General features: G+C 65.1%; 16 protein-coding genes. 11 read left to right on the top strand and 5 right to left on the bottom strand.

Annotation, left to right across the window (positions count from 1 at the left end; translation table 11 throughout):
- Positions 1-35 precede the first annotated feature (35 nt).
- The 10 genes from D6850_RS06435 to hflX all read left to right on the top strand — a co-directional run bounded on the left by D6850_RS06435 (position 36) and on the right by hflX (position 10,875).
- A complete protein-coding gene (locus D6850_RS06435; RefSeq protein WP_121164853.1) occupies positions 36-839 on the top strand; it encodes a creatininase in 804 nt (267 codons plus the stop codon).
- Positions 840-891: 52 nt separating this feature from the next.
- Positions 892-2,010, top strand: a complete 1,119-nt coding sequence (locus tag D6850_RS06440) for an ABC transporter substrate-binding protein (RefSeq protein ID WP_121164855.1) — start codon at positions 892-894, stop codon at positions 2,008-2,010.
- 64 nt (positions 2,011-2,074) lie between these two features.
- A complete protein-coding gene (locus D6850_RS06445; RefSeq protein WP_121164857.1) occupies positions 2,075-2,920 on the top strand; it encodes an ABC transporter permease in 846 nt (281 codons plus the stop codon).
- Positions 2,920-3,717: an ABC transporter permease gene (locus tag D6850_RS06450; protein ID WP_121164859.1), complete on the top strand. Its 798-nt coding sequence runs from the start codon at positions 2,920-2,922 to the stop codon at positions 3,715-3,717. Before D6850_RS06445 ends, D6850_RS06450 begins: the two co-directional genes overlap by 1 nt.
- 14 nt (positions 3,718-3,731) lie before the next feature.
- Complete coding sequence (locus tag D6850_RS06455) at positions 3,732-4,820, top strand: ABC transporter ATP-binding protein (RefSeq protein WP_121165174.1); 1,089 nt, start codon at positions 3,732-3,734, stop codon at positions 4,818-4,820.
- A 442-nt stretch (positions 4,821-5,262) separates the two neighbouring features.
- Entirely contained in the window at positions 5,263-6,204 is a 942-nt protein-coding gene (locus D6850_RS06460; protein WP_121164861.1) for a ring-cleaving dioxygenase, read from the top strand.
- A gap of 92 nt (positions 6,205-6,296) precedes the next feature.
- Entirely contained in the window at positions 6,297-7,673 is a 1,377-nt protein-coding gene (gene trkA, locus D6850_RS06465) for a Trk system potassium transporter TrkA (RefSeq protein ID WP_121164863.1), read from the top strand.
- A gap of 61 nt (positions 7,674-7,734) precedes the next feature.
- Positions 7,735-9,198, top strand: a complete 1,464-nt coding sequence (locus D6850_RS06470; protein ID WP_206019224.1) for a TrkH family potassium uptake protein — start codon at positions 7,735-7,737, stop codon at positions 9,196-9,198.
- Positions 9,199-9,358: 160 nt separating this feature from the next.
- Positions 9,359-9,598, top strand: a complete 240-nt coding sequence (gene hfq, locus D6850_RS06475; RefSeq protein ID WP_121164865.1) for an RNA chaperone Hfq — start codon at positions 9,359-9,361, stop codon at positions 9,596-9,598.
- A complete protein-coding gene (gene hflX, locus D6850_RS06480) occupies positions 9,598-10,875 on the top strand; it encodes a GTPase HflX (RefSeq protein ID WP_121164867.1) in 1,278 nt (425 codons plus the stop codon). Before hfq ends, hflX begins: the two co-directional genes overlap by 1 nt.
- Before the next feature lie 18 nt (positions 10,876-10,893).
- On the opposite strand, the gene D6850_RS06485 is transcribed toward hflX, so the two are convergent.
- Positions 10,894-13,365 (bottom strand): penicillin acylase family protein, encoded by a 2,472-nt coding sequence (locus D6850_RS06485; RefSeq protein ID WP_121165178.1) that lies wholly within the window; start codon positions 13,363-13,365, stop codon positions 10,894-10,896.
- 94 nt (positions 13,366-13,459) lie between these two features.
- Here D6850_RS06485 and D6850_RS06490 point away from each other — a divergent pair, with 94 nt between their 5' ends.
- Entirely contained in the window at positions 13,460-14,332 is an 873-nt protein-coding gene (locus D6850_RS06490) for an NAD(P)-dependent oxidoreductase (RefSeq protein WP_121164869.1), read from the top strand.
- Positions 14,333-14,452: 120 nt separating this feature from the next.
- Here D6850_RS06490 and D6850_RS06495 read toward each other — a convergent pair whose 3' ends face one another.
- The 4 genes from D6850_RS06495 to D6850_RS06510 all read right to left on the bottom strand — a co-directional run bounded on the left by D6850_RS06495 (position 14,453) and on the right by D6850_RS06510 (position 18,961).
- Complete coding sequence (locus D6850_RS06495; RefSeq protein WP_121165180.1) at positions 14,453-15,304, bottom strand: mechanosensitive ion channel family protein; 852 nt, start codon at positions 15,302-15,304, stop codon at positions 14,453-14,455.
- A gap of 183 nt (positions 15,305-15,487) precedes the next feature.
- Positions 15,488-16,702, bottom strand: a complete 1,215-nt coding sequence (locus tag D6850_RS06500; RefSeq protein WP_121164871.1) for an NADP-dependent isocitrate dehydrogenase — start codon at positions 16,700-16,702, stop codon at positions 15,488-15,490.
- Positions 16,703-16,803: 101 nt separating this feature from the next.
- Positions 16,804-17,448 (bottom strand): DsbA family oxidoreductase, encoded by a 645-nt coding sequence (locus tag D6850_RS06505; RefSeq protein WP_121164873.1) that lies wholly within the window; start codon positions 17,446-17,448, stop codon positions 16,804-16,806.
- On the bottom strand, positions 17,435-18,961 hold the full coding sequence (locus D6850_RS06510; protein WP_121164875.1) for a class I adenylate-forming enzyme family protein: 1,527 nt from the start codon (positions 18,959-18,961) through the stop codon (positions 17,435-17,437). Before D6850_RS06510 ends, D6850_RS06505 begins: the two co-directional genes overlap by 14 nt.
- Positions 18,962-18,985 lie beyond the last annotated feature (24 nt).

Raw genomic sequence — 18,985 nt, forward strand, 5'->3', positions numbered from 1 at the left:
CTTAGGCTTCATCAAAAGGGGATGGAGTGGACCGAATGCTGGGTAGTACTGTTTTTGCCGCAGAGATGGCTTGGCCTGACTATCAACGCCGGGTGAAAGATGGGGATGTTCCAGTTCTCATCCCGTTGGGTTCGATGGAGCAGCATGGCCACCACATGCCGATGCATGTCGATGTCCTGCTTCCGACCGAGTTCGCGCGGCGTGCGGCGGAACAGACCGGCGCCTTGGTCGCACCTCCGTTTACCTACGGCTACAAGTCGCACCAGAAATCGGGCGGCGGGAACTTCTTTCCCGGAACGACAAGCCTAGACGGGGCCAGCCTCGTCAACGCGCTCAAGGATGTGGTCAAGGAATTCGTGCGTCACGGTGTGCGCAACCTGTGCATCGTCAATGGCCATTTCGAGAACTCGTGGTTCATCACCGAGGGCATCGACCTGGCGCTGCGTGAATTGAACTGGGCAGGGATCGATGACGTCAAGGTCATGGTCCTTTCCTATTGGGATTTCGTGGACCAGGCGTCGATCGAGAAACTCTACCCCAAAGGTTTTCTGGGCTGGGATATCGAACATGGCGGGGTGCTCGAGACATCCCTGATGTTGCGTCTGCACCCCGATCTCGTCTCGCTGAAAGACGCGGTGGAGCATGCGCCCGCGACCTTCCCGCCCTACGATATCTACCCGGCCAAGCCCGAATGGACCCCCGCGAGCGGATCGTTGTCTTCTCCGAGGGAAGCCACGGCCGAGAAGGGGGACATCTTGCTCGATGTCTGCACCAAGGGCATTGTGACCGCGATCAATGCCGAATTTGCGCGGCCCCGCGCGCTGTCTGCGGCGCGGTAGATTGTCCCCGGACAAAAACAATAATGCTGTCAACCAACAAGGAGAGAAGACAATGACTGACACCCGGATCAATCCCAGCCGGCGCAGGCTGCTGACCATGACCGCGGGCGCAGCGCTGGCGACGCCATTCCTGTCAATCCGTGCGGCGGCGCAGACGACGAACCTGTCGATGCTGGCGTGGTATGGCCATGCGGAGCCCGATATCGTCGGCGAGTTCGAAGAGGAGAACAACGTCAAGTTCACGCCGAAATACTATACCGGCGGCGACAACATGCTGGGCCTTATCGCACAATCCCCGCCGGGCACCTATGACGTGATCCTGTCGGACGGCGAATATGTGCAGCAGCTGAACGCCGCCGGTTACATCCAGGAGCTGGACCCGGCGGATTACCCGTTCGACGACTTCTTCCCCGAGTTCCAGAAATTCCCGGGCCACTGGAAGGACGGCAAGCTCTACTCGGTCATCACGCGCTTCGGCTTTCTCGGCGTCGCCTATAATACCGACGAGTTCAGCGAAAAGGAGGCGTCGACCTATGGCGTCTATGCAGACAAGAAAGCCACGGGAAAATTGGGACATTTCGACTGGCACCTGCCCAACCTCGGACAGATGAGCCTGTGGGAGGGCAACCCGTCGCCCTACGACATCGACGAGGCGGCATGGCAGGCGGTGCAGGACCGCACGATGAGCCTGCGCCCCCAGGTTGGCGGGTTCTTCGATTACGGCGGCACGTTCTCGTCGCTCAAGAGCGGCCAGATGACCCTTTTCGCCGGTATCGGGGACTGGATTACCGGCACGCTGGAGAGAAGCGGCGCCCCGGTGCGCAGCGTCATCCCCGAGGAGGGCGGGCTGCAATTCACCGAATCCTTCTCGATCGGCAAAGGCACGAAGAAATACGACATGGCCAAGAAGTGGATCCAGTACATTACCTCACCCAAAGGTCAGGCGAAATCGGCCACAATGGCGGCTTATCCCTGTCTGATCCCCAGCAAGCCGGGCTGGGAGGTGCTGAACGAAACCGACCCCGCAGAGGCCAAGCGCCAGAAAATGGTCCTGGGTGAGAGGAACGTGATGGACATGATCCGCGAAGGGTTGATCCAGTATCGCCAGTTGCCGGTCCAACAAGACCTGAGCACGTGGAACGACTTCTGGTCGGATTACAAGGCGGCCTGAAACCGACGCGCGCCGGGGCCAGGGGTTGGCCCCGGCGCGTTTCTGCCCATTTGACGGATGTGAAATGACCAAACGCCCGAGCCTTTTCTCGCTTGTCCTGGCCTTGCCGCTACTGGTCTGGCAGCTCGCGTTTTTTCTGTTCCCGCTGATTTTCCTCGTCGCCATCAGCTTCTGGACGGTCAAGATGTTCCAGATGCAGCCCGACCTGAATTTCGGCAACTGGCAGCGGATATTGACCCGCGGCATCTTCTGGGACGCCTATCTGCACACGATGATATTGGCGGCTTCCGCCTCCGCGCTGACCAGCGCAATCGCATTTCCGGCGTCCTACGCCATTTCCTTCAAGCTGAGCGAGACCGCAAAACGTTGGCTGATCTTCGTGCTGATCATTCCCTTCTTCACGAGCTACCTGGTGCGGGTTTATTCATGGCAGGTGTTCCTGACTGACGCGGGCATCATCAATACGGCGCTCGGCTATATCGGGTTGGGGCCTTTTGCGATGCTGAACAACAACTTCGGGACGTTGGTCGGGATGATCACGCTCTGTCTGCCGCTGGTCATCCTGTTGCAGACGTTCAGCCTGAATTTCGTCAATCGCGACCTGATCGAGGCCGCGCATAACCTGCGCTGCGGGCGGTTGCGCACAGTCTTCGCGGTCATCGTGCCATCGGCCAGGGTGGGGCTGGTGATCGCGGCGCTCTTCGCCTTTATCCTGTCGTTCGGCGATTTTGTCAGCCCGCTCTACCTGGGCGGGGGCAACCCGCCGACGCTCTCTATCATGATCACCGACATCACCAAATCCGGCCAGCAATGGCCACGCGCCGCCGTGGTGGCGATCATGATGATCGCCACGCTGATGACCGTCGCGTTGGGCGCGATCACCTACGCCTACAAGGAGCGGGGGAAATAATGGGCAACGAGAACCGGATTATCAACGGCTGGCTGATGGTCCACATCGCGCTGTGCCTCATCTTCATCTTCGCGCCGATCGCAGGCAGCTTTGTCTTTTCGCTGAATTCGGACCGCTTCCCGTCGCTGCCCCTGGGCGAATTCTCGTTCAAGTGGTACCGCTTGATCTACGAGGATCCTCTCGTCTGGGCCGGCCTGTTCAACACCGTGGTCGTGGGCCTGACGGTGGCCGTAATCGCGACGGTGCTGGGCTTCGGCGGCGCCTATACGGATTTTCGATACAACTTCTTCGGCAAGTCGATCTACCTTGCGCTGGCGCTGCTGCCGCCGACGATTCCGGTGGTCATCATGGGCCTTGCGATGTTGGCGTTCCTGTCGCGCATTCACCTGTCGGGCAGCACGATATCCGTCATCATCGCGCATGGCGTAATGTGCAGCCCGTTCGCCATGGCCATTATCCGACTGCGCCTGTCACAGATGGATCCCGACCTGGAAGCCGCGGCATGGAACCTTGGCGGAAACGAATGGGCGACGCTGCGCCATGTCATCATTCCCTTCACCAAGCCCGCGATCTTTGCCGCGCTTTTCATTACGATGGCCGTCTCCTTCGACGAGTTCGCCGTCGCATGGTTCGTTTCCGGCCTGAACGAGACGCTGCCCGTCAAGATCCTCGGGTTCCTGCAAGGACAGGTGAGCCCGCGCATCAACGCCATCGGCTCACTGTCGTTCCTTCTGTCGATCACGCTGATCGTGCTGGCCCAACTGTTGCTGCGCAACCCCGAAGCAGAAAAGAAATAGGAATGGACGGCTCCATGACATCATCCCCCATCGTCAAGTTTGACAATGTGGTCAAGAAATTCGGCGATTTTACCGCCGTCGAGAAGGCGGACTTCGAAATCGGCCGGGGCGAATTCCTCGCGATCATGGGTTCGTCCGGTTGCGGCAAGACGACCACCCTGCGGATGCTCGCCGGTCTCGAAGATCCGACCAGCGGCAACATCTACCTGGACGGCGAACGCGTGAACGGACGCGCCACCTGGGATCGCGATACGCCGATGGTGTGGCAAAGCCTTGCGCTGTTCCCGTTCCTGACGGTGCAGGAGAATGTCGAATTCTCGTTGAAGATGCGTGGTGTGGCCAAGGCCGAACGCGCCGAGCGGGCGCGCAAGTGGCTGGACAAGATGCAGATCACCGAATTCGCCAATCGTAACATCGCCCAACTCTCGGGCGGGCAGCGGCAGCGCGTCGCGCTGGCCCGAGCCCTGGTGACAGAGCCCAAGATCCTGCTGCTGGACGAGCCGCTGTCGGCGCTTGACGCGCATCTCAAGGTGCGCATGCAGGCCGTGCTGTCGAACCTGCAAAAGGATCTCGGCATCACCTTCGTCTACGTCACCCACTCCATGTCCGAAGCCTTCTCCATGGCTGACCGGGTCGTCATCATGAGCCGCGGCCGGATCGAGCAGATCGGCACGCCGGTGGAAATCTACCGCGAACCGAGAAACCGTTTCGTCGCCGAGTTTCTCGGCTCGGCCAATATTTTCGAGGCCACCGTCGAGGAGGAGATCGCGGAGGGTTGGAAAGTCATCCACGAGGAGGGCCGCGCCATCATCCCGGCGAGCGAATTGCCGGACGCCAAGACGGGCGACAAGATCACCTTTATCGTCAGCGCGGAGAACATGCAGCTGAGCGCGCCCGACAGCGAGCAGGATGGAATCGAGGCGACCGTCGCTGGCGACGAATTCGTCGGCGGCACGGCCATGATCTTTCTTGAAACCGCGAGCGGCAAGGAACTCAAGGTACAGAAATCCCATGAGGAGTTGAGCACCTTGAAACGTAAGGCCGGATCGAAGTTGATCGTCAGTTGGAGCGCGGAGCACTGCCATGTTCTGCCGGATGAATGAACCTGAATTCACGCGCAAGGCGTTGCCGAACCGTCCCGTCAGCTGGAACTGCTTTGGGTAATAGAGGGCTGAACCGCCCCTGGTTTACCAAAGAGTTTCTGGTTCAATGATCAGACTGCGCCGGATATCGGGGCTGCCGCGTTACCATTGCATTTCGGAAAATTTCGCGACTGGTTGGGTTTGCTCATGTCGGCTTGCTTCCGAAGACGTTTCAAAAACCTTCAAAAACAACCTGGCTTGCCCTTACCTTGGGATGTTTCGGTCGCATTGTCAGTGCATCGTGGTCTAGACTTCACCTCATTTATCGGCTTGGCCTCACGCGGCATTGCTGGTGACGTCGGATCGCCATGCCGTTCGCAGGAAACGAACGCCGGTTTCGCGTCCGCTACGCTGGCGCGGAACGGTCGTCCGCTCCATATGAAGGGCATGGAAGGAGATCATCATGGACCTGACTGGCATTCACCACCTGACCGCGATCACCGCAGATGCGCGCGCAAACAAGCGGTTCTATACCGATACGCTGGGTTTGCGACTGGTCAAGAAGACCGTGAACCAGGACGACACCTCGGCCTATCACCTGTTCTATGCCGACGGGGTGGCCGCGCCCGGCACGGACCTGACGTTCTTCGACTGGCCCGCGGCGCCCGAGAAGCGCGGGACGCGCTCGATCAGCCGCACGGGGCTGCGGGTGAGCGAGGCCAGCCTCGATTTCTGGGCCGGACGCCTGGCCGACGCGGACCTGCCGCGCGGCGAGATTGCCGTGCTCGACGGGCGCGCGACACTCGATTTCGAAGACCCGGAGGGGCAGCGGTTCCGGCTGACGGCGGACGCCGCCGGCGCGGCGCATCCGTGGGAGAAAAGCCCCGTGCCGGCCGAGCATCAGATCCGCGGCCTCGGGCCGATCACCATCTCGGTTCCCGATTTCCCCCCGACCAAAGAGGTGCTGACCGACGTGCTGAACATGCGCGAGACGCGCGATTACGCCAGCCCGGATGGCGCCGGAACCGTGCATGTGTTCGAGATGGGGCCGGGCGGGGCCGCGGCGGAACTTCATGTCGCGGTGCAACCCGACCTTCCCGTCGCGCGGCAGGGGCGCGGCGGCGTGCATCACGTCGCCTTCCGCACGCCCGATGCAGAGACGAGCCGCGGCTGGCTGCGCCGCCTGAACGAGCATCGCATCCCGAACTCGGGCGAGGTTGAGCGCTATTATTTCCAGAGCCTCTATTTCCGCGAACCGGGCGGAAACCTGTTCGAGATCGCGACCGACGGGCCGGGTTTCGCGGTGGACGAACCGATGGAGCGCCTGGGCGAAACGCTGTCTCTGCCGCCGTTCCTCGAAGATCGGCGCACGCAGATCGAGAAGGGGCTGAAACCGCTTGACTGAAGGGACGGCCGCGCGGCGGCGACAATTGAATTGACCCGCCAGCGGCCCTCTGCCATGCCTATGATCCGGTCGAGAAGACAGGACGGGAACCCATGAAGGTCATCATCTGCGGCGCGGGCCAGGTCGGCTGGCAGATCGCCCGGCACCTGTCCGGAGAGCGCAACGACGTCACCGTCGTGGACAGCAATCCCGATCTCGTGCGCCGCGCGACCGACACGCTCGACGTGCAGGGACTCGCCGGGTTCGCGAGCTACCCGGACGTGCTCGACCGGGCGGGGGCGCGGGATGCGGACATGATCATCGCCGCGACGCATTCGGACGAGGTCAACATGGTGACCTGCCAGGTGGCGCATTCGGTGTTCTCCATCAGCCGCAAGATCGCGCGGCTGCGCAGCCAGTCCTACCTAGACGCGATCTACGCCGATCTCTACCGGCGCGACCACATGCCCATCGACGTGGTGATCAGCCCCGAGAAGGAAGTCGCCGAGGCGGCGTTGCAGCGGCTGGACGCGCCCGCGGCCTTCGACACCGAGAAGTTCTTTGACGGCAAGGCGCAGCTCATGGGGCTGCGGCTGGACGATGACTGCCCGGTGGTGAACACGCCCCTGCGCCAGTTGAGCGACCTGTTCTCGACGCTGCGCGTCGTGGTGCTTGCGGTGCGCCGCGACGGAAGGCTGTTCGCGCCCGAGGCGGGCGACCAGCTTTTCGTCGGGGATGAGTGCTATGTCTTCGCCCCGAACGAGGACATCCCCCGCACGCTCGAGGTGTTCGGCAAGACCGCGCACAAGCAGGAGCGCGTCGTCATCCTCGGCGGGGGCAATGTCGGCCTGGCGGTGGCGCATGCGCTTGAGCGCAGCGGGCGGCGGATGCGGGTCAAGATGATCGAACGCAGCCGCAGCAGCGCCGAGCGCGCCGCCGACGCGCTCGAGCGGACCATCGTTCTGAACGGCGACGCCCTCGACAGCGCGTTGCTGAACGAGGCGGGCGTTCCGAAGGCCGACGCGGTGCTCGCGGTGACCGATGACGACAAGACCAACCTGCTGGCCGCCGTGCGCGCCAAGTCCGAGGGCTGCCCATTTGCGATCAGCCTGATCAACGATCCCACACTGGTGCCGCTGCTGGAGCCGATCGGCGTGGACGCCTATATCAACCCGCGCTCCACGACCGTGAGTTCGATCCTGCGCCATATCCGCCACGGGCGGGTGCGCGGCGTCTATTCCATCGGCGACGCCGAGGCCGAGGTGATCGAGGCGCAGGTGATGTCGACCTCCTCGATCGCCGGCGCGGCGATCCGCGACATCGATTTCCCCGAGGGCGTGCTGATCGGCGCGGTCAGGAAGGGGAACGAAATCAAGAAGCCCACCGGCGCGATGCGCATCGAGGAGGGCGACGTGATCGTGATCTTCGCGATGGCGTCGGACGTGGCGCGGGTCGAGCAGCTTCTCCAGGTCTCGATTGACTTCTTCTAGCGCGATATCCCGGCGAATCCTCGCCTTTCCGCTGCTCCTGCTGCTTGCGGGGATCGCGGCGATGGCGATGTTCCTGCCCGCGCTGCACGCGCTGGTGCATGATGAGCACACCGTTTCGCGCAGCTTTGCCTATTCGGGGCTCCTCGGGCTGGCGCTGGTCGGGTTGATCGGGCTTGCTCTGGGCGGCAACCCCCGGCGCGAGGCCAGCGATCTGAACAACCTTCTTTCGCTCTGCCTCGCCTTCGCGGCGCTGCCCCTGTTCCTCGCCATTCCGTTCTATGAAGGATTGCGCACGACGACGTTCCTCAACGCCTATTTCGAAATGGTGTCCTCGCTCACCACCACCGGCGCCACGCTGTTCGATACGCCAGAGCGGCTGGTGGACAGCCTGCACCTTTGGCGCGGGATGGTGGGCTGGCTGGGCGGGCTGTTGATGTGGATCGCGGCGTCGGCGGTGCTCGCGCCGCTCAACCTCGGCGGATTCGAGGTCACGGCGAGCGCGGAGCCGGGGCAGGGGGACATGCGCCTCGACCGGTTCGAGCGCGCCAACACCGGCAGGCGGGTGGCGCAGACGGCCTTTGCGCTGGCTCCGATCTACGCGGCGCTGACCGGGGCGCTCTGGCTTTTCCTCGTGGTTGGCGGCGACCGGCCGCTGGTGGCCTTCGTGCACGCCATGTCGACGATGGCGACCAGCGGGATTTCGCCGGTCGGCGGCGTGCAGAACGCGGGGTCGGGCATTGGCGGGGAAATCGTCATCTTCTTCTTCATGACCTTCGCGCTGTCGCGGCTGACGTTTTCCTCCGACACGATCACCACGGCGCGTCCGGGACTGCATAACGACCCCGAATTCCGGCTCGGGATGCTGCTGGTGCTGGGGGTCCCGCTGCTGCTGTTCCTGCGCCATTGGGTCGGGGCCTACGACGTCGAGCAACTCGAGGAAATTCCCTCGGCGTTCGCGGCGCTCTGGGGCGGCGTGTTCAGCGTGCTGTCCTTCCTCAGCACGACCGGGTTCGAAAGCGCCTACTGGGACGCGGCGCAGGGATGGTCCGGGCTCGGCACGCCGGGAATGATCCTGATGGGGCTGTCGCTGGTCGGCGGGGGCGTCGCCACCACCGCGGGCGGGGTCAAGCTGTTGCGGGTCTATGCGCTTTACCTCAACGGCCAGCGCGAGATGGAGCGCCTGGTGCATCCTTCCTCGGTCGGGCGGGCCAGCGCGGGCAGCCGCCGGATGCGGCGGCAGGGCGCGTTCGTGGCGTGGATCTTCTTCATGCTCTTCGCGCTGTCGCTGGCGCTGATCACCGTGATCCTGACCGCGCTGGGGATCAAGTTCGAGCCGGCGATCATCCTGTCCATCGCCACGCTGTCCACCACCGGGCCGCTGACCCAGGTTGCGGGCGAGGCGCCGATCGTGCTGAACCAGATCGGCGCCTGGGCCAAGCTCGTGTTGTGCGCCGCGATGGTGCTGGGGCGGCTCGAGACGCTGGCGATCATCGCGCTTTTCAACCCCGCGCTCTGGCGCGATTGAGCGCAACACGCCCCGACGCATCCCGGCCGTGCAGGGCGCGCCGCCGGGCGCGCCGATTTTTTGGCTGGAAACTCCGCGCCGGGCGCGACATACTTGATCGGATAACGGCACACACGGCGCGGGATCGCCGCGTACGAAAGAACAAAGGCTTTGGAAATAAATGGCTTCTGACCGTCAAAACCTACAGGATGCGTTCCTCAACCAGGTCCGCAAGACCAAGACGCCGGTGACGGTGTTCCTGATCAATGGGGTGAAGCTGCAAGGCGTCATCACGTGGTTCGACAATTTCTGCATCCTGCTGCGCCGCGACGGGCAGTCGCAGCTTGTCTACAAGCACGCCGTCAGCACGATCATGCCGTCGCAGCCGATCAACCTCTACGACGGTGACGATTCCGAGTGATGGATCACGCCCCCGTGGACACCCGCGCCTGGGTTCTGCATCCTGACATCCGCTCGCGCGACGCGGAGGCGCGCGATCCTGACCGCGCGCTGGAAGAGGCGGTGGGCCTTGCCCATGCGCTTCCGGGGCTGGACACGCGCGGGGCAGGCGTGGTCAGGCTGCCCAAGGCGCATCCCGGGGCGCTGTTCGGCAAGGGCAAGATTGAGGAGTTGCGCGCGCTGTTCGAGCGCGAAAAAATCGAGCTGGTCCTGATCGACGGCCCGGTCACGCCGGTGCAGCAGCGCAACCTCGAAAACGCGTGGAAGCTCAAGGTTCTCGACCGCACCGGGCTCATCCTCGAGATTTTCAGCGACCGCGCCGCAACGCGCGAGGGCGTGTTGCAGGTCGAGATGGCCGCGCTGTCCTACCAGCGCACGCGCCTCGTGCGGGCCTGGACCCACCTTGAGCGGCAGCGCGGCGGCGTCGGCTTTGTCGGCGGTCCCGGCGAAACCCAGATCGAGGCGGACCGTCGGGCCATCGACGACCAGCTCGTGCGCCTGCGCCGCCAGCTTGAAAAGGTGGTGAGGACGCGCAGCCTGCACCGCGCCGCCCGCGCCAAGGCGCCGTTCCCCATCGTCGCGCTCGTGGGGTACACGAACGCCGGGAAATCGACGCTGTTCAACCATCTGACCGGGGCCGAGGTGATGGCGAAGGACATGCTGTTCGCGACGCTCGACCCGACGATGCGGCGCGTGGAGCTTCCCGGCGGCGGCCCCGAGGTGATCCTGAGCGACACGGTGGGCTTTATCTCGGACCTGCCGACCGAACTGGTCGCCGCCTTCCGCGCCACGCTCGAGGAGGTGCTGAGCGCCGATCTCATTTGCCACGTGCGCGACATCTCCCACCCCGAGACCGAAGAGCAGAAGGCCGACGTGGAGGCGATCCTCGAGAACCTGAAGGTGCCCGAATCGACCCCGCGCATCGAGATCTGGAACAAGATCGACCTGGTGGACGCGGACGCGCGCGCGGCGCTCCTGACGCGCGCCGCGCGCAAGGACGAGGTGCAGGCGCTGTCTGCGGTCACCGGCGAGGGCATGGACGCGCTTGTGGAGCGGATTTCCGCCGCGCTGACGGCCGGCACGCGGGCCGCGCATCTGCATCTGCGCTTTGACGAGGGGCGCAAGCGCGCATGGCTGTTCGAACGCGGCCTGGTCGAGCATGAGGAACAGACCGAAACGGGTTTCGCGCTCGACGTGCGCTGGTCGGCGCGCGACGCCGCGCAGTTCGCGGAGATCTGACGCAGGCGCGCCGGGCGCTCACTCCGCTGGGAGGAGCTCTGTCACCCCGACCGCCGCGGCCCGTGCGAGTTCGGGATCAAGCGACATCGGGATATATTCGCCCCGCCGCCAGAGTTGGGCCATGTCATCGTAGTGGCGGCTTAGGAAATGCCCGGACTGGCCGGTCGAGATGATGAACACGCTGCTGTCGGGATCGGAGAAGTCGTAGACCCCGCGATACCCCGCGCCATGCACGTTCTCGAACGGGTTGGGCCCCGTGCCGCTCGTGCGGCCCCGCATCAATGTGTGATCGCCGCCCGAAGTGGACTGGCGGATATTCACGAAATACCGCAGCAGACGCACGTCGCCCAGCACCGGGTGATCCTGCGTCGCCTGGTGCACATCTCCCCAGCGCAGCGACTCCAGCGCCGTGCCGTAGCGTTCGGTGATCCAGACCAGCGCATCGTCAAGCGCCATCCGCGCGATGTCGGTGCAGGTCTCCTTGGGGCCCGACTGCACCACGTCGCACCAGGCGGCGGCGCCGTCCACGTCGCGGTAGACCCGTTCGATGAAGACCGGGTCAGCATGGGTGAACTCGGCGTTGAGAGGCCCGAGTTCATCGCGCGCCAGCCGGTCCTGGAGCGCGCGCAGCCAGGCGGCGTAGATCAGCGGTTCGGGGCGGTGTTCGTTCATCTCGCCGTTCCAGTCGGCGAGCAGCGCCAGCGCGCGCTGGCGCAGGCGCTCGGGCGTGCCTTCGGGCGCGCTTTCGCCGGTGAACCACAGGTCGGCGCCGATCAGCGGCAGCAGGGAGCGCGCGGTGAAGCTCACGGTGTCGAGCTGCGCCTCGATAAAGCTGTCGCGGGTATGCACCTCGCGGTTCTGCATCAGGCGCTGCCAGCGGTGGATGCGCTGCGTGTCGCCCCAGAGGTAGCTGACATGCGCGGGGAACGGGCGGTCCACCGTCTTGTTGTTGGTGTTGCCGAGTATACCGCCCGGAGGGTTGATGAATTCCGGGTTGGCCGAGTAGGGGTAGGTTCCCTGCCAGCGGTTCGCCTCGATCCAGCCGCGGGTCGGCATCCGGCCCTTGCTTTCGTGCTCCGCGTCGCGCCGCGGCATGGCGCCCACCAGTTTCATCGCGATATGTTCGCGATCCGCGACGACGAGGTTCTGCGCCGGCGCCACGAACAGCGCGCCGGCCTCGATCGCCGCCTCGACCGTGTCCGCGCGCATCAGCGCCATCGCGGCGCTCACCGTGGTGTCGCGCGGGCTGAGCGCGGTCCAGGCCACCGTCGCCACGTGGCCGGCGGGCGTCACCGCGCCGAGGTTGTAACGCGATCCGGGCAGGACCGGGCCGTTGTCGGTGGCGCGCAGCGTCATGGTGACCGGGTCCTCGTCCGCGATGCGGATGATGCTGCGGCGGGTTTCGAACGGCTTGTAGCCGTCCGGGGTCAGGTATTCCTCGGGGTTGTCGGGGTTCAGACGTTCGATATGCACGTCCTGGTCGTCCAGATAGGCCGAGGTGATCCCCCAGCCAAGCCGGTCGCTGCGCCCGGTCAGCACCACCGGCACGCCGGGGATGGTCGCGCCGATCACGCCGCCGGCGGCGAGGTCGAGCCGCGCGAGATACCAGACCGCCGGGGCGGTGAACCCAAGATGCGGATCGTTGGCGAGCAACGTGCCCCCCGCCGCCGAGCGGGACGGCGCGGCGGCCCAGGCGTTTGACGCGCCGGCCAGTTCTGGCGGATGGAACGGCGACAACGGGTGCTGCGGCGGCGGCGCGACGGCGGCGTGACGCGGCAGTTCGGTTCCCGGCATGAGCGCCGCGTAATCCGGGAGCGCGGCGATCCCGCTGCCCGGCGCGTCGGGCATGATGTCCTTCAGCCGCGCGTCGTCATCAAGCGCAAGAGACACCCGCGCGCGGCGCACCTCATTGGGCAGTTGGGCGGATAATTGCACCGCCATCAGCTTGATCAGGGCGATGCTGTCAGCCGCCGCCCAGGGCGAGATGGGCGCGTTGAAGATGAACATCTCGGGCGCGCCGCGCCCCAGCGCGGCGCTGTTGATCTCGGCCACGCGCGCATTGACGCCCGCCGCGTAGGCGTCGAGCGCCGCGCGCGCCTCCGGCGTCTGCGCGGCGACCGAGTCGCGCGCGGCGCCGTAGATGTCGTAGCGGCGCATCAGCCTGTCGATGGGGAGGGTGCGTTTGCCGAACACCTCCGACAGCCGCCCCTGCGCGGTCCGGCGCAGGATCGTCATCTGCCACAGACGATCCTGCGCATGGGCGTAGCCGAGGCCGAAGAACACGTCCGTATCCTGCGTGCCGAAGATATGCGGCACGTTGGCGTTGTCCCGTACGATCTGCACCGGCGCCGCCAGTCCCTTCACGTGCAGCGTCTTGTCGTAATCGGGCAAGGAGCGTGACAGCAGAAAATAGAGCGCGATCACGGCGACGAGGCCAAGCACGACCAGCGCGCCGGCAATCCGCATCAGCCATTTGAATAGCATCGCCATGCCGCTCTGCGCCTGCCCCGCCTTTTGCGCTTGCATCCCAAGGCGGGGATAGTCAGAAATCCGGACCAAGACAATGGCAAGCGGAGGAAAGAACATGAGCGATTTGGCATTCCTGGGGCTGGGGGTCATGGGCTTTCCGATGGCCGGGCATTTGCAGGCCGCGGGCCATTCCGTGCGCGTCTACAACCGCACCGGCGCGAAGGCCGAGGCCTGGGTCAGCGAACACGGCGGCGCCAGCGCGCCGACCCCGCGCGAGGCCGCCGAGGGCGCCGATTTCGTGATGGCCTGCGTCGGCAACGACGACGATCTGCGCGCGGTCTGCCTTGGCGAAGATGGCGCGTTTGCAGGCATGAAGCCGGGCGCGATCTTCGTTGATCACACCACGGTCTCCGCCAAGGTCACAGCCGAGCTCTACGACGCGGCGCGCGAGGCGGGGCTGAATTTCGTCGACGCGCCCATCTCTGGCGGGCAGGCGGGCGCCGAGAACGGGCAGCTCTCGATCATGTGCGGCGGCGATACGGACGCCTATGCCGCCGCCGAGCCGGTGATGGAGATCTACGCCAAGCTGTGCCGCCGCATCGGCGACAGCGGCGCGGGCCAGGTCACGAAGATGTGTAACCAGATCGCCATCGCCGGGCTGGTGCAGGGGCTGAGCGAGGCGCTGCATTTCGCCGAGAAGGCCGGGCTTGACGGGCGCGCCGTCACCGAGGTGATCAGCCAGGGCGCGGCGGGCAGCTGGCAGATGGTCAACCGCTACGAGACGATGCTCGATGATGAGTTCGAGCATGGGTTCGCGGTGGACTGGATGCGCAAGGATCTGGGAATCTGTCTCGACACGGCGAACGAGAACGGCGCGTCGCTGCCGGTCACCGCGCTGGTCGACCAGTTCTACAAGGACGTGCAGAAGATGGGCGGCGGGCGCTGGGACACGTCGAGCCTGATCAAGCGGTTGCGCGCGATGGGGTGAGGGGGGCCAAGACTTTTCGAGAAAAGTCTTGGCAATGTTCTTCGAAGAACATTGCGCGCCGCCGGAGCGCGGCGTCCGCCGGACGCGGTGGGGGTGTTCCACCCGAAGAAGTCCGAAAGTTCACTTTTCGCTGTCGTCAGCGCGGGTGGTCAGCGGTTCCTTGAATGTGAGCGTGCGGTAGGGGAAGGGGATCTCGATCCCCGCGTCGTCGAGCGCGCGCTTGACCGCCGCGACCACCTTGTCACGGGACTCGCGGATGTCGAGCGGGCGTGAACCGGTCCACCATGTCACCTCGAAGGTGATCGCGCTGGCGGCGAACTCATTGGCGAAAATCTGCACGTCCTTGACGTCGTTGCGCACCGAATCGACGCCGCGCACCGCATCGGCGATCACCTCGCGCGACTGGTCCACATCCTCACCATAGGCGACGCCGCACATGATCGTCGTGCGGCGCAAATCGCCCGAGGTGCGCACGGTGACCGGGTTCTTGAACAGGAAGCCGTTGGGGGTCACCACGAGTTGCCCGTCGGTGCGGCGCAGCCGGGTGTCGCGAACGGTGATCTTCTCGACCTGGCCCTCGATGCCTTCGCATTCGATGAAGTCGCCCTTCGCGAATGGTTCGCGCAGGAGCACGAGGATGCCGGCGAAAAAGTTCTCGAACGTGTCCTTGAAGGCGAGGCCGATGGCGATGCCGCCGACCCCGAGCGCGGTGAGCGCCTTGCCCGGCGTAACCGTCGGGAAGATGATCGTCGCCGCGATCAGGAGGCCGGCGAACCACATCAGCACGGTCAGCAGCATCACCGAAACATCGACCAGTGCAGCGCGCATCCGGGCCCGGCGCAACGCCTTGGGCAAGAGCCAGCGCATCAGGGTGATGGCGATCCAGACGACGACCAGGAAGACGATCGCCGCGACCAGTTGCGGCAGCACCGCCCAGAACCCCGCGACATGTGTCGCGACCGTTTCGCGCATCGGCCCGGGCATGATCTGCCAGAGCCCACCCATCAGGTCGCTCGCCGTCGCGGTGGTCTTGTCCATGTGGTCTCATCCCTGCTGTGCGCATGTGCGAACGCGCCGGCGGGAAGGACGGTTCCCGAACGAAAAGACGGGGGCCCGCGAGGGCCCCCGTTTATCATCCAAAAGGCAGGGCGTATCTCAGCCCTGAAGCGCCTTGTTCAGGTTCTCGTCCACCTTCTCGAGGAAGCCCATCGTGGTGAGCCAGCCCTGGTCGGGCCCGACGAGAAGCGCGAGGTCCTTGGTCATGTGGCCCGCCTCGACGGTTTCGACGACGACCCGCTCCAGCGTTTCCGCGAAATTCTTGAGCTCCGCGTTCTCGTCCAGCTTCGCCCGGTGCTTCAGCCCGCCGGTCCAGGCGTAGATCGACGCGATCGAGTTGGTCGACGTCTCCTCGCCCTTCTGGTGCTGGCGGTAGTGACGAGTCACGGTGCCGTGCGCCGCCTCGGCCTCGACCGTCTTGCCATCCGGCGTCATCAGCACGGATGTCATCAGCCCGAGCGAGCCGAAGCCCTGCGCCACGGTGTCGGACTGCACGTCGCCGTCGTAGTTCTTGCAGGCCCAGACATAGCCGCCGGACCATTTCATCGCCGCCGCGACCATGTCGTCGATCAGGCGGTGTTCGTAGGTGATGCCGGCCGCTTCGAACTTGTCCTTGAATTCCTCGTCAAAGACCTTCTGGAACAGGATCATGAACTGGCCGTCGTAGTTCTTGAGGATCGTGTTCTTGGTCGAGAGATACACCGGCCAGCCGCGTTGCAGGCCGTAGTTCATCGAGGCGCGGGCGAAATCCTTGATCGACTCATCGAGGTTGTACATGCCCATGTAGACGCCCGAGGAGGGGGCCTTGAACACTTCCTCTTCGATCACCGTGCCGTCCTCGCCGACGAACTTCATGCTGAGCGTGCCGGGGCCGGGGAATTTCATGTCCGTCGCGCGATACTGGTCGCCATAAGCGTGGCGCCCGATCACGATGGGTTTCGTCCAGCCGGGGACAAGGCGCGGGACGTTGTCGCAGATGATCGGTTCGCGGAAGACGACGCCGCCCAGGATGTTGCGGATGGTGCCGTTGGGGCTGCGCCACATCTTTTTCAGGCCGAATTCCTCGACCCGGCCCTCGTCCGGCGTGATGGTCGCGCATTTGACGCCGACGCCGTGTTCCTGGATCGCGTGCGCCGCGTCGACGGTGATCTGGTCGTCAGTCTCGTCGCGCGACTGGATGCCGAGATCGTAATATTTCAGATCGATGTCGAGATAGGGCAGGATCAGCTTCTTCTTGATGAAATCCCAGATGATCCGGGTCATTTCGTCGCCGTCGAGTTCGACGACGGGGTTTTCCACCTTGATCTTGGTCATTGGCCAGCCTTTCGCGTGACGTGAATCGGAATTGAGGTGTCTCTACCGGATAACCCCGGTAATGGAAAGTCGGCATGCAAAGGTATACAAACGTCGGCCCATCACTCGGCGGCGGCGATCTGGGCGTTGATATCCTCGATCACCTGGACCCAGAGCGCGGTGTCCTGGCAGCCGGGCACGGCATGTTTGCCGTTGACGATGAATGTCGGGACCGAGGTTATGCCCATTTCGCGGAACTGCGCCTCGCGCGCGAGGATGGCGTCGCGATCCGCGTCGCTGGCCAGCAGTTTCTGCACGATCGCGGCGTCCATGCCGACATGATCGGCGATGTCGGCCAGCACCTCGGCGTCGCCGATGTCGCGGCCCTGCTCGAAATAGGCGGCGAAGAGCGCCATCGCGACTGGGTCTTGCGCGCCTTCGATCCCGGCCCAGTGCAGCAGGCGATGCGCGTCGAGCGTGTTGGGCGTGCGTTCCATCGCCTCGAAATCGAGGTTGAGACCCGCGTCCGTGGCGCGCGCAAGCACCGGCGCATAGGCGCGCACCGCGCCCTCGCGACCGCCGAACTTCGCCTCGAGATAGGCGCGCCGGTCCATGCCCTCAACCGGCATGTCGGGGTTGAGCTGGAAGGGGTGCCATTCGATCGTGAAGGGATGATCCGGGCGCTGTTCCAGCGCCGCGTCAAGGAGCGTCTTGCCGATATAGCACCACGGGCAGATCGGATCGGAAATGATATCAAGTTTCACCATTCGGGGCCTCGTAGAGTTGCGCCAGCGCGCGGCGTTGCAGTTTGCCGTTGGCCCCGGTCGGCAGGGCGTCGACATGGACGTAGCCGCGCGGGCGTTTGTAGGCGGCGAGCGCCCCATTCATGTGGCGGTCGAGCGTTCCCGCGTCAACCGGTGCGGGGGCGGTGTAGAAAGCCATGATGACCCGCACGTCGGCGCGCACCTCGATATCGGTCACGGCGCAGGCGGTGATTCCGGGGCAGGTGGCGAGCACCGCTTCGACCTCGAGCGGGGAGACGCGCAGCCCTCCGGCGTTCATCATGTCGTCGTCGCGCCCGAGATAGGTGATCGCCCCGTCCGCCTCCATCTGCCCGAGATCGCCGGTGCAGAACCAATCGCCCTGCATCCGCCGCGCCGTCGCCTCGGGCGCGTCGTGATAGCCGAGCATCAGGCCGGGATCGCCGCGGTGCACCGCGATCACGCCGGGCTGGCCGCGCGGAACGGGGCCCTCGGGGCCGAGCAGCGCCACCCGCCGACCCGGCTGCGGATAGCCCAGCGTGCCGGGCGGGGCGGTGCGCGCGGGGCTTGACGACAGGAAGGTCGAGCATTCGCTGAGCCCGTAGGCCTCGTGCACCGGCGTGCCGGTCGCGCCCTCCCATGCCGCGCGGATGCTGTCCGGCATCTTTTCTCCGGCCGAGAGGCCGTGGCGCATCCTGGGGAGGTCGAGCGCGCGGCCGGACTTCAGGAGTTTGCGGTAAACCCCCGGCGCGGCGGCGAATATCGTCGCCTCGTGCCGTCGCAACAGATCGGGAAGCTGCGCCGGTTCCGTGCCCGGCGCAGGGATCAGCGCGGTCGCGCCCACGCTCCACGGGTCCATAAGGCCGGTGCCGAGCGTGAAGGTCCAGTTGAACGCGCCGGCGTGCAAGAGCCGGTCATCTTCGCGCAGGCCGGTCCAGCCTTTGACCATCATCCGCCGCGCCCAGATCGCGCGATGCGCATGCACCACCGCGCGCGGCGCGCCCGAGGTGCCGGAGGTATAGACGATATAGGCCGGCCGCGCCGGATCGCCCATCTCCCATTCGGCGGGCGGACCGGACCACATTTCGCGCAGGGCGTCGGCGCCGATCACCGGCGTCCGCGTTTTGGGGCAGGCGACGTCGGCGTTGCGCAGGATGAGCGCGGGTTCAAGATGGGCGATGATCTTGTCGACCTCGGGCTCGGTCAACTGCGTCGAGGTCGGGACCGGCGTCAGCCCCACGGCGATCGCGCCGAGATAGGCGATCGGAAACTGCGCCGTGTTGCCCAGCCGCAGCAGCACACGGTCGCCGGGCCGCGCCCCATGCTCCAGCAGACCTGCGCCGGTCCCAAGGACAGCCGCGCGGAGCGCGCCATAGCTCCAGTCCTCGGTCCCCTCGGGTCCGATCACCGACAGCGCCAGTTTCTCCGGCACGCGCTCGGCGGCGGTCAGCACGTGGGCGGCAAGGTTGAAAGGTGCGGGGCAGGGCGGGCTGGCGCCCGTATCGTGGATCGAGAGCATCCATTCCGGGTAGGGCGCTCAAGC

Source organism: Roseovarius spongiae, assembly GCF_003651245.1.
Taxonomy (GTDB): domain Bacteria; phylum Pseudomonadota; class Alphaproteobacteria; order Rhodobacterales; family Rhodobacteraceae; genus Roseovarius; species Roseovarius spongiae.

Excerpts from the sequence above, each read along its gene's own strand:
- D6850_RS06435 (WP_121164853.1), top strand. The coding sequence starts at position 36 with ATGCTGGGTAGTACTGTTTTTGCCGCAGAGATGGCTTGGCCTGACTAT.
- D6850_RS06440 (WP_121164855.1), top strand. The coding sequence starts at position 892 with ATGACTGACACCCGGATCAATCCCAGCCGGCGCAGGCTGCTGACCATG.
- D6850_RS06445 (WP_121164857.1), top strand. The coding sequence starts at position 2,075 with ATGACCAAACGCCCGAGCCTTTTCTCGCTTGTCCTGGCCTTGCCGCTA.
- D6850_RS06450 (WP_121164859.1), top strand. The coding sequence starts at position 2,920 with ATGGGCAACGAGAACCGGATTATCAACGGCTGGCTGATGGTCCACATC.
- D6850_RS06455 (WP_121165174.1), top strand. The coding sequence starts at position 3,732 with ATGACATCATCCCCCATCGTCAAGTTTGACAATGTGGTCAAGAAATTC.
- D6850_RS06460 (WP_121164861.1), top strand. The coding sequence starts at position 5,263 with ATGGACCTGACTGGCATTCACCACCTGACCGCGATCACCGCAGATGCG.
- trkA (WP_121164863.1), top strand. The coding sequence starts at position 6,297 with ATGAAGGTCATCATCTGCGGCGCGGGCCAGGTCGGCTGGCAGATCGCC.
- D6850_RS06470 (WP_206019224.1), top strand. The coding sequence starts at position 7,735 with ATGGCGATGTTCCTGCCCGCGCTGCACGCGCTGGTGCATGATGAGCAC.
- hfq (WP_121164865.1), top strand. The coding sequence starts at position 9,359 with ATGGCTTCTGACCGTCAAAACCTACAGGATGCGTTCCTCAACCAGGTC.
- hflX (WP_121164867.1), top strand. The coding sequence starts at position 9,598 with ATGGATCACGCCCCCGTGGACACCCGCGCCTGGGTTCTGCATCCTGAC.
- D6850_RS06485 (WP_121165178.1), bottom strand. The coding sequence starts at position 13,365 with ATGGCGATGCTATTCAAATGGCTGATGCGGATTGCCGGCGCGCTGGTC.
- D6850_RS06490 (WP_121164869.1), top strand. The coding sequence starts at position 13,460 with ATGAGCGATTTGGCATTCCTGGGGCTGGGGGTCATGGGCTTTCCGATG.
- D6850_RS06495 (WP_121165180.1), bottom strand. The coding sequence starts at position 15,304 with ATGCGCGAAACGGTCGCGACACATGTCGCGGGGTTCTGGGCGGTGCTG.
- D6850_RS06500 (WP_121164871.1), bottom strand. The coding sequence starts at position 16,702 with ATGACCAAGATCAAGGTGGAAAACCCCGTCGTCGAACTCGACGGCGAC.
- D6850_RS06505 (WP_121164873.1), bottom strand. The coding sequence starts at position 17,448 with ATGGTGAAACTTGATATCATTTCCGATCCGATCTGCCCGTGGTGCTAT.
- D6850_RS06510 (WP_121164875.1), bottom strand. The coding sequence starts at position 18,961 with ATGCTCTCGATCCACGATACGGGCGCCAGCCCGCCCTGCCCCGCACCT.